Raw genomic sequence first — 10,396 nt, 5'->3', positions numbered from 1 at the left:
CTCCCTGTGGGAGCGGGCTTGCCCGCGAAGGCGCCGGCACATCCACCATCTTCATCATCTGACCCAGCGCTTTCGCGAGCAGGCTCGCTCCCACACTTGGACGGCATCACGCCACACATCCTGGTCATCACCCAAACTCCCTGTGGGAGCGGGCTTGCCCGCGAAGGCGCCGGCACATCCACCATCTTCATCATCTGACCCAGCGCTTTCGCGGGCAGGCTCGCTCCCACAGTAAATCGACATCACGCCACAAATCCTGGTCATCACCCGAATCCCTGTGGGAGTGAGCCTGTAATCCATACCGGTTACCCAAATCCCGCGCACAAAAAAGGGGACTTTCGTCCCCTTGCGATCTGAAGCACTGAACCTCAGTAAATGTCCTTCGACAACAACGTAAACGGCGTCTTCACCAGGATCTTCAGATCCAGCCACAACGACCAGCTGTTGATGTACTGCAGGTCAATCTCGACACGCTTCTGCATCTTGTCGATGGTATCGGTCTCACCCCGGCAGCCGCTGATCTGCGCCAGGCCAGTGATGCCCGGTTTGATTCGGTGACGCGCCATGTAAGCGAGGATCTTGCCCGAGTAGTAATTGTTGTGCGCCACCGCATGCGGTCGCGGACCTACCAGTGCCATATGCCCCTGCAACACGTTGAACAGTTGCGGCAACTCATCCAGCGAAGTGCGGCGGATAAAGCGGCCTACTGCGGTAATGCGCGAGTCATTACGGCTGGCCTGTTTCACTTCGCGGTCATCGTGGACACGCATCGAGCGGAATTTCCAGACCTTGATCACCTTGCCGTTCCAGCCATGGCGGTCCTGCTTGAAAAACACCGGGCCGGGCGAGTTGAGTTTTACCGCGAGAGCGATGATCAACAGCAGCGGACTGAGGGCAATGATCGCCAGGAATGCGACGGTTTTCTCAACCAGACTTTTGCTCAGCGCAGCGGTCGGGCGGCTGGTCAGCGGGCTCTCGTTCAAGTAGATCGCCGGCAAACCGTCCACGACTTTCACCGAGTGGTTGAGCAGGGTCAGGCTGTTCAAGTCCGGCACCCACACGACATCGACGTTGGCGCCGAGCAAATCGACATACATCGCTTCGATTTTCGCGGCTTCGCACAGCGGCAGGGTGATGTAGAGGCGGCGGATGTCGTGGGCCTCGATCAGTTCGAGCAACTCGTCCTGAGCGCCAACGACACGCGGTGCGTCGGACGTGAGGACCGGTTTGTCACCGTTACTGACCAGGCCAATCAGCGGCAGGTTTTCCAGCTGGCTGAGCTTTTTCGCCAGGCCCAGCGCCAGTTCGCCGGTGCCGACAATCAGCGTCCGGTGTTCGCTTTTACGCGAACGCTGGTAGTACTTGGAAAACGCATGCAGCGGCGCGTAGAGGAACGCCTGACCGAGGAAGCCATACACCGCCCAGCTCAGAATTACCTGGCGGGAAAACAGCTCATCGGCCTGGCAGACAAAGGCGATGCACGCCAGCGCGGCCATGGTCATCGACCAGCCCATGAACAAGCGGCCGAGGCCGGTCAGGTAGTTGTCGCGTTTGCGATAAACGCCGCTGAATGTGTAAGCCGGCACCGAGGCCAGGACGGCGAGGGTGGCGCACATTCGGTAGTAGAACGCGACGGTGCCGGTGTGCTGTTCAGCGAGGATGAACAGCAGCGTCACAACGAAAGCCTGTGCCAGCGCCCATTGGCCCCAAAAGGTCAGTCCCTTGAGGCCCGTGCTTCGATTGATACTGAGAGAAAGATCCATACGATATCCCCAAAAGACGTCCATTCAGGTTTCAACAGTTGAAAGCCGAGTTGTTATGCAGACTTATTGTTCTTGTTTTAGCGAGTGTCTTGAGGTAACAACATCGAGAGCCGAACTGTCGTCAGCCAATAGACTAAGTTATTGCCGGGAATGGTGTCTGACGAGTTCTAACAAGATGGCACAGTGCCAACTTTTAATAATTAAATAGATGGCTGTTAGAAAAGGTCGTAGAGCGGGGGATGAAAAGAAGGGGGCGTATTTGTTACTGTTGAAGGGTGGAGGCAGGAAGCTTTTATCGAATCAGGGAGAGAAAACCAAACAGAGTGCTCTTCTTGTTGTTGTAGTCGCACTTTATATCTGTTTGTCTCGGTTTGAGTGTCGCCTGTGATTACGCGACGACTTCCTGGATCAGGCAATATCCGCGATTTCTTACGGCACGGAACAATCGCTCACCATTACTCGCGCTTTTGAACTTGTCCTGCAAGCGGCTCAAGCACATCTCCAGACCGCGGTATTGCTCGGGTTCCCGGCCAATACTGATGATCAGGTCATCGCGACTGACCACACGCTCTTCATGGCTCAGCATTTTTCTGACCAGAGCGGTTTCCAGACCAGTCAGGCTGATCGCAATGGTGTCCTTGAGCAATACACCCTGTTCATCATCAAGATGCCAGGTGTCGCTGCCGGACTCAGTACTCTCACTGACATTCGAGATATGGGCTCGTTCTGCAGTGGTCGTCGGGAAGCTTTGGAACGGATTGTCTGTTTGCGCAGCCCGCCATTCATTTTCAAGCGTGGCCAGTATGCGTTGAGTATCGTGTTCGATACTGCGCGCAACATTTTTTCGACTGAGGCTTGGGTAACTGAACTCCATGACCATCGGGGCGGAAGAGGGCGAAGCAACACCTTCAACAAACATTTGTGCCTGCGACGTGCCAAACGAATTGAAACGCTCACTGGACAAAATGCTTTCCAGTTCGCGTTGCGACGTTGTGCTGTGCGTCACAACAACAAAATATTTTCTGGGGAGGGTTGTACTCGTTTCCATGTCTCTCTCCTAAATACACACCAAAATTGGCTAAAAGATAAATCGGCAGGCGAGCAATGACTTCCTCGGAAGTAATCGTAGGCAGGGTTCGGGCCGAAAATGGCCGTCGATAAATTCCACTCGATCTGCTGCTATGTTATGGAGTTTTATTGTTATGCGGCGTGACGCCGTGCTCATTCAAGTGCTTGAGTTTTAATAAGTATGAAGTGCAATTGAAACGATATGGCTGCATCAGACGATCCTTCGTTCGTATGCAAAATGGAAGACTGCCCGAGACTCAGGCAGTCGATATCAGACCCCGCATCAGGCGATAGCCGTAGCCGCGGATGCTCTGAATCGCGTTCGTACCATACATGTCCTTGATTTTTCCACGCAAGCGGCTGATTGATTTTTCCAGTGCCCGAGGATCGTAGAAATTGGCGTTGAGGCCCATGATACTGGCGATTTCATCATGGCTCAGAATGTGATTGGCGGTTTGCGCAAAGGCCTCGAGGATCTTCATCTCGGCAAAAGAGATATCGAGTTTGCGCCGACTGTCCATCAGGCAGATCCGCGTCGGATCAAGTGTCAGATTGATATCTCGCTGCCAGTCTTCGCTGTTGAAAAACTCCTTCAGCAACTCGTCGCTGTCCTCGCCCAATGTGCTGAGCTTGATACAGGCATCAGCGCCAGCGAGGTAATACTTGATCTTGTTGACAGCGCCACGGCCGGTAATGATCGCGCAAATAAGCGGCTTCAAGTTTGCTTCGCGCAAGCTCTGGATCGCTGCCAGATTATCTTCGAGGGTCTGTGGATTATCGATGACGAGGAAAATCGCGCGATAGGAACCGATGTAACGTTGCTGCTTATATGAAGCGTTGAAAGCACCTGTTTCCAAGACCATCTCGGACTGCACGTGCTTTGCGATCAGCGTTATAAAGCGATCAGCCACACCCAAGGTACGACCCAGAGCAAGAACACCGGATTCATCATTTGTCGGGCGCGGACTTCTAGTCGCCAAGTTCCCTGAGAGCATCATGCGTTGACTCGAATTAGGTGCTGACATCGGGATGTTAAAGCACCGGTTCTCATCTGTGACTGACAATTGGTAACATTTACGCGGATTTTAGACGTGTCTCCCGAGTTTTCTAACAATAACTAAGCTTTTCAGGCTTTTAGTTGATTTCCTCGGGCTTGTGAACTAATGGGTAAGTGATGGCTATATGCAATGGTGCCACTATTTTGAGCTTGTGGCGATGGCTTTGTCTATGTCCTTTTGCCATTGATTGGCCATGTCGGCAATATGTGAAGTTGATCACACTTCATATCTGAACTGAAATATTTGTTGTAATAGAAGTAAATTTTTTCCGTTTAGTTCGTCGGCCGACGATTACTAACATGACTTGAGTGTGGCAGTCCGTTACACCTATTCTTCGAAATCAAAAGATCGCAGCCTTCGGCAGCTCCTACAGGGAAATGCATTTCAAATGCAGGAGCTGCCGAAGGCTGCGATCTTTTGATCTTCATATGCGCCAATTGTGTAACTCAGATACTCAACCCCGAGTGTTATTGACTGGTCGCTCACCCTGAGTGCTCTGACGGAGGATTAATGGATTTCTGGACCCTTTTCCAGGTGTTGATATTGGGCGCGGTAGAAGGCTTGACCGAGTTCTTGCCGATCTCGAGTACCGGCCACCAGATTATTGTCGCCGACCTGCTCGAATTCGGTGGTGAGCGCGCGATGGCGTTCAACATCATTATTCAACTGGGGGCCATTCTTGCTGTGGTCTGGGAGTTTCGTCCGAAGATCTTCGAGATTGTCAAAGGCCTGCCCAGCGAGCGCAACGCACAACGTTTCACCCTTAATCTGCTGATCGCGTTTTTCCCCGCCGTTATCCTCGGCGTGTTATTCGCCGACGCGATTCATGAATATCTGTTCAATCCGATCACCGTTGCGGTCGCCCTGGTTGTGGGCGGTATTGTCATGTTGTGGGCCGAACACCGCAGCCATGTAGTCAGCGTCGAACATGTCGACGACATGCGCTGGTCTCACGCACTGAAAGTCGGTTTCGTACAATGCCTGGCGATGATTCCCGGCACCTCGCGCTCCGGCTCGACCATCATCGGCGGGCTGCTCTTCGGCCTCTCGCGCAAAGCCGCCACCGAATTCTCGTTCTTCCTCGCCATGCCGACCATGGTCGGCGCCGCCGTTTATTCCGGCTACAAATACCGCGACCTCTTCCAACCCAACGACCTGCCAGTCTTCGCCCTCGGTTTTGTCACCGCGTTCATCTTCGCGATGATCGCCGTGCGTGGCCTGCTGAAATTTATCGCCAACCACAGCTATGCCGCGTTCGCGTGGTACCGGATCGGTTTTGGTTTGTTGATTCTGGCGACTTGGCTGTTTGGCTGGGTGAACTGGACGGCGGCTGCGGCCGCTTGAGGCGTCAAGCCAGGCGACTCACACCGCCTGGCTGAATGAGGGGAGGGCATCAACGCCCTTCAAGCAACTCCGCCGCCTGATCCAGCAACGCCAGCGGATCCTTGGCCTTGTGAATATCCACGGACAACAACTGCCGAAACTTGCGCGCCCCGGGGAAACCGGTGCCCAGGCCCAGCACATGCCGCGTGATGTGATGCATCGCGCCACCGGCCAGCAAATGCTCGGCGATATACGGCCGTAACTGTGCGAGCGCCTCCGCCCGGCTAATCACTGGCGCCGAACTACCGAACAACTGCTGATCGACATCCGCCAGCAAATACGGATTGTGATAAGCCTCACGCCCGAGCATCACGCCGTCAAACGTTTGCAGATGCTCATGGCAGGCTTCCATGGTCTTGATCCCGCCGTTCAGCACGATCTCCAGTTCAGGAAAATCCGCCTTCAACTGCGCCGCCACGTCATAGCGCAACGGCGGAATGTCGCGATTCTCCTTCGGCGACAACCCTTCGAGAATCGCAATCCGCGCATGCACGGTAAAACTCGTGCACCCGGCATCCCGCACTGTGCCGACGAAATCGCACAGCTCGGCATAACTGTCGCGCCCGTTGATGCCGATCCGGTGCTTCACCGTCACCGGAATCGACACCGCATCACGCATCGCCTTCACACAATCGGCCACCAACTGCGGATGCCCCATCAGGCACGCGCCGATCATGTTGTTTTGCACACGATCACTCGGGCAGCCGACGTTCAGGTTCACCTCGTCGTAACCGTGCTCCTGCGCCATGCGCGCGCAGGCGGCCAGATCAAGCGGAACGCTACCGCCGAGTTGCAGCGCGAGCGGGTGCTCGGCCTCGTTGTGACGGAGGAAACGTTCGTAATCGCCGTTGAGCAGAGCGCCGGTGGTGACCATTTCGGTGTAGAGCAGGGCGTTCTTCGACAGGAGGCGTAGGAAGAAACGGCAATGGCGGTCCGTCCAATCCATCATCGGGGCGACGGAAAAACGGCGGGAGAGTGGGGCGGGTTGTAGGGACATGTAAGGAATCTGGATCAAGAAGGCGAAGGCGCAAGAGTTTATCAGGATTACGGACAGGCAATGATCCGTACAGCGGCGTTATCTGTTCAGGCCGGACGCGGACGCTCCGGCTGATCGGCGGATCTTTGGTTGACGTTGCACCGACACTGACGTCAGTTGGACAACTGGACTGAGTAGTGGCAATTAAGTAGCATCCGTTTTTTTTCAGGATCAGTCCGTCATGGAAGCCACCTCGCCAAAGCGCCCACTGCAAGCGTTCGTCATGTCCTGTCTGGTGGCCGGCTGGGGGCTGGTCTACGTCGGTCAGGTCAAATGGGCGATGCGCATAGCCGCGCTGCTTTATATCGGCGTTGTTCTGATGGGTGTGTGCGGATTAACGACTACGCCGATAGGGCTATATGCTGTGGTCGTGTTCGCCGTACTAGTGAAACTGGGGTCTGCGACTGTGGCGGCGATGCTGGCGCGCAGAAACGACACTTCGGTGGGTAGCCCTGGCATTCGATTCCATGTGCTTTATGTGGCAATTCTTATCGTCATCACGCTTGTATTGCTGGGGCCGTTGAGAGCCGCAACGTTGGGATTCAAAACTTACTTTATACCTTCCGGTTCGATGGTTCCGACTCTATCTATTGGCGATTACATCGTCACCAAACTGCGCATCGGCTCGCCGCAGGTCGGAGACATTGTGGTCTATCGCTATAACGGTTCCGAGGCGGTCAAACGCGTTGCGGCTGTGGGGGGCGATACCTTGTCGATAGTCGACGGGGAGGTCATTCGCAATGGGGAAAACCTGGGGCTGTTTTTTGCTCCGCGAGAGCGAGTGAAGGACCCTCGCTATATGCAAACTGCGCCAACGCTGGTCGAAAAGAATCATGTCTATCTGCTCGGCGACAACCGCGATAGCAGCAATGACAGTCGATTCATGGGGCAGGTGAAAGTTGATGACATCACCGGCATAGTCACAGGGATATGGTGGTCGGAAAATCGGTCAAGGATTGGTACGGTTTTACACTGAGGGGCTCTTGCAGGGACTTGCTTCTCCGACGATTGTGCATCGCCGGAAAGCCATAAAGCCCACGCCCTGAATTGCGCCGCAAAAGCATCGGCAGCAGCCTTAATCCAGCTCCGGCATGCTGCACGACGATTAGCAGTTACTGCGCCGGCACCGCAATCCACTCGCTCAACGTCTGCTGATACTTGCCAGTGACCTTGCTCAAATGCAGCCACTGATCGACATACAGTTTCCAACTGATGTCGTCGCGCGGCAGCAAGTAAGCCTTCTCGCCGTATTGCATGTATTGATGCGGATTCACCGCGCATAAACCGGGTTTGAGTTTCTGCTGATACAGCGCTTCCGAGGCGTCGGTGATCATCACGTCGGCCTTGTTGTCGAGCAGTTGCTGGAAGATCGTCACGTTGTCGTGCAGGGCCAGTTGCGCTCTGGGCAGGAAGGCGTGAACGAAAGCTTCGTTGGTGCCGCCGGCCGGTTCGACCAAGCGCACGTTGGGCTGGTTGATCTGGTCGATGGTCTGGTATTTGGACTGGTCGGCGCAGCGCACCAGCGGGATCTTGCCGTCGGTGTCGAGGGTGTTGCTGAAGTAGGCCTTTTTCTGCCGATCGAGCGTGACCGAGATGCCGCCCATGCCAATGTCGCATTTGCCGGCCTGCATGTCGGGCATCAGGGTTTTCCAGGTGGTCTGCACCCATTGCACCTTGACGCCGAGACTGTCGGCCAGTGAGCGGGCCATGCTGATGTCGATGCCTTCGAAATCGCCATCGCTGCGCTTGAAGGTGTAGGGCTTGTAGTCGCCGGTGGTGCAGACGCGCAACTGGCCTTGTTGCTGGATGCTGTCGAGGTGAGTAGGCGGCTCGGCGGCCTGAGCGGCAAAAGGTAACGCAAGCAGTGCACCGAGCAGGATCGTGGTTTTTATCGTTGGCATCTGTCGGACTTTTCTCTGAGGTGGACGGAAAGGACGTGTTCGAAGTTAAACACGTTCTCACCTTTGATCCAGTCCGACGTTGTGTGTCAGGGCTGATCCGTTACAGGCCCAGCCCTTGCTGCACCACTTGCAGCAGATTGTTTTCCGTCAGCGCAATCGCATCCAGCTCCTGGCCGGTCTCGATGGTCTGCAACCACCAGTGACTCTCACCATGCTCGTCAACCGTGCGCAGCAACGACTGATCGCGCCCCGGTACCTTGATCTCGACACGTCCACAACCGTCCTCGGTAAACCGCGCAATCGGATCGAACATCAAACTGTGATGGTTCGCTTCGATCACCAACTGGTCGATGGCGTAGTCGTGGCTTTCGCCATCGGGCGAACTTTCGCAAACGTGCGTAGGATTTCGCCGAATCTTCAGTCCTACTTCGGTGACTGGCTGTAGCCAGGTTTCGATACGGTGGTACAAGTCGTACACCTGAGCAGGCCAGCAATCGATTTCCAGCGCCGCATCAGCCTGGGTGTGCCGTGTCTGCTTGAGTCTGGCGGCGAGTTCGTCTGCTTTACTCATGTCGGTTCCCTTGTTGGATGTCTGCCTGTTCAGCGTAGACGTTTGAACGGCGCAGGGCCTTGCCTTGCGTCATGCGCTTGCAATACAAGCGTGTCGAAATCAGCACTGGCCAGGTCTGGCCAACAACGAAAACCACGGACGCAGGCGTCCCAAGGAAAGGGTTAATGAAAAAGCTGTTTACAATTCTGGCGCTGATCGCGCTGACGGCCGGTAGCATCGGCGTGAGTTCGGCGCGTCAGTCGTCATCGAACAAAGCGCAGGCGGAATCGATGGCGGGGGTCTTCGACTACTACCTGCTGGCGCTGTCCTGGTCGCCGACTTTTTGTCTGACGCACAAGGACGACGCGCAATGCACCGGCAAGGGTTTTGGTTTTGTCCTGCACGGTTTGTGGCCGCAATACGCCCAGGGCGGCTGGCCAGAATCCTGTCCGCCGCTGACCAGGCTATCGGCGGCAGAAACCAGCAAGGGCCTGACGATGTACCCGACGAAGAAACTCCTTGATCACGAATGGGCCAAGCACGGCACCTGCAGCGGTCTTGGCGCGGAGGGCTATCTGGACAAGTCCGATCAGGCCCTTGGCGCGGTAAAGATTCCGCAGGAATTGCAGCCGTTCGGCTCGACGTCGTACTACTTCGAAGCGCAAGAGATTGTCGATCTGTTTCGCAAGACCAATCCGGGTATTCCCGAGGACGGAATTGCAGTGGTTTGCAGCGGCCCGCAGCTGTCGGAAGTGCGGGTGTGCATGGGCAAGGATCTGCAATTCGGCGCCTGTGGCAAAGGGGTGAAGACGCAGTGTCGGGCGGGGGATATTCGGGTGCCGCCGGTACGGTAAGCCATCCGTAATGAGCCAGGAAAAACAGGCGCTCCCGTGAGCGCCTGTTTTTTTGGCCTGAGGATTTGAAGGGGAGGGCAAATTCGCGCATGCTGCGCGCCTCAAAGGATCTGTACGACACATCGCAAGGAGCTGTTCATGAGCGGAAAACCCGCTGCCCGCGTCACCGACCCCACCGCCTGCCCGTTGCCGGGACACGGCACCAACCCGATCGTCAACGGCTCGCCGAATGTCAATTTTGATGGACTGGCGGCTGCGCGCATGACCGACAAGTCCGCTTGCGGCAGTGCGATCAGCGGCGCTGTATCTGGCACCGTGTTCATCAATGGCTTGAACGCGGCGACGCTGGACAGCACCGGTGGCCACGGCAATGTCGTCATCGGCGGTTCAGGCACGGTGATCATTGGCGACACCGTAGTCGCGGCGCCTTTCAGTGGTCTGCTGCCGATGCCGGTGCACTTCACCGACAAGCTGAAACTGGTCAACGATGTGACCGGTGAACCGATGCCCAACCATCCCTACATGATCCAGCGCGCCGACGGGCGCATGGAGCATGGCGTGTCTGATGCCGACGGATTTACCCATGAAGTCAGTTCGCACCTGCCTGAAACCATCAAGCTGTTTCTGGAGGAGTGAGGCAATGACGGCTGAGACGGTAACGTGCGCGAAGGGCAACACTTACAAGCTGCACAAGGAGCATACGCTGACCGACAAGTAGGATGTCAGCGCCAAGCCTGTGCCGGTGGAAAGTACCAAGGCGATCGTGCTTTTTATTGGAGGGGC

General features: G+C 55.8%; 10 protein-coding genes. 4 read left to right on the top strand and 6 right to left on the bottom strand.

Features of this window, described 5'->3' with window-relative positions:
• Positions 1–368: 368 nt before the first annotated feature.
• The 3 genes from AC4IHP_RS27050 to AC4IHP_RS27040 all read right to left on the bottom strand — a co-directional run bounded on the left by AC4IHP_RS27050 (position 369) and on the right by AC4IHP_RS27040 (position 3,829).
• The gene (locus tag AC4IHP_RS27050; protein ID WP_460120353.1) at positions 369–1,763 is read right to left on the bottom strand and encodes an undecaprenyl-phosphate glucose phosphotransferase; all 1,395 of its coding nucleotides are present in this window, start codon (positions 1,761–1,763) and stop codon (positions 369–371) included.
• 388 nt (positions 1,764–2,151) lie between these two features.
• On the bottom strand, positions 2,152–2,811 hold the full coding sequence (locus AC4IHP_RS27045) for a winged helix-turn-helix domain-containing protein (RefSeq protein WP_490833203.1): 660 nt from the start codon (positions 2,809–2,811) through the stop codon (positions 2,152–2,154).
• A 277-nt stretch (positions 2,812–3,088) separates the two neighbouring features.
• On the bottom strand, positions 3,089–3,829 hold the full coding sequence (locus tag AC4IHP_RS27040; protein ID WP_490833202.1) for a winged helix-turn-helix domain-containing protein: 741 nt from the start codon (positions 3,827–3,829) through the stop codon (positions 3,089–3,091).
• 570 nt (positions 3,830–4,399) lie between these two features.
• Between AC4IHP_RS27040 and AC4IHP_RS27035 the strand changes: the two genes are divergently transcribed.
• Positions 4,400–5,233, top strand: a complete 834-nt coding sequence (locus AC4IHP_RS27035; protein WP_490833201.1) for an undecaprenyl-diphosphate phosphatase — start codon at positions 4,400–4,402, stop codon at positions 5,231–5,233.
• A 49-nt stretch (positions 5,234–5,282) separates the two neighbouring features.
• Here the strand turns inward: AC4IHP_RS27035 and dusA are convergent, their stop codons facing one another.
• Complete coding sequence (dusA, locus tag AC4IHP_RS27030; RefSeq protein ID WP_490833200.1) at positions 5,283–6,269, bottom strand: tRNA dihydrouridine(20/20a) synthase DusA; 987 nt, start codon at positions 6,267–6,269, stop codon at positions 5,283–5,285.
• Between the two features lie 220 nt (positions 6,270–6,489).
• Here dusA and lepB point away from each other — a divergent pair, with 220 nt between their 5' ends.
• Positions 6,490–7,284: a signal peptidase I gene (gene lepB, locus AC4IHP_RS27025; RefSeq protein WP_490833199.1), complete on the top strand. Its 795-nt coding sequence runs from the start codon at positions 6,490–6,492 to the stop codon at positions 7,282–7,284.
• A gap of 136 nt (positions 7,285–7,420) precedes the next feature.
• Here the strand turns inward: lepB and AC4IHP_RS27020 are convergent, their stop codons facing one another.
• A complete protein-coding gene (locus AC4IHP_RS27020) occupies positions 7,421–8,209 on the bottom strand; it encodes a transporter substrate-binding domain-containing protein (protein WP_490833198.1) in 789 nt (262 codons plus the stop codon).
• Between the two features lie 100 nt (positions 8,210–8,309).
• Complete coding sequence (locus AC4IHP_RS27015) at positions 8,310–8,780, bottom strand: hypothetical protein (RefSeq protein ID WP_490833197.1); 471 nt, start codon at positions 8,778–8,780, stop codon at positions 8,310–8,312.
• A gap of 164 nt (positions 8,781–8,944) precedes the next feature.
• Between AC4IHP_RS27015 and AC4IHP_RS27010 the strand changes: the two genes are divergently transcribed.
• Positions 8,945–9,613, top strand: coding sequence for a ribonuclease T2 family protein (locus tag AC4IHP_RS27010; protein ID WP_490833196.1), 669 nt, complete (start codon positions 8,945–8,947; stop codon positions 9,611–9,613).
• A 108-nt stretch (positions 9,614–9,721) separates the two neighbouring features.
• Positions 9,722–10,249, top strand: a complete 528-nt coding sequence (locus AC4IHP_RS27005; RefSeq protein ID WP_460125414.1) for a PAAR domain-containing protein — start codon at positions 9,722–9,724, stop codon at positions 10,247–10,249.
• The last annotated feature ends 147 nt before the right edge of the window (positions 10,250–10,396 follow it).

This window comes from Pseudomonas sp. UF-293 (genome assembly GCF_058245595.1).
The sequence above is the reverse complement of the archived record's forward strand: the minus strand, read 5'-3'. Positions and strand labels throughout refer to the sequence as shown.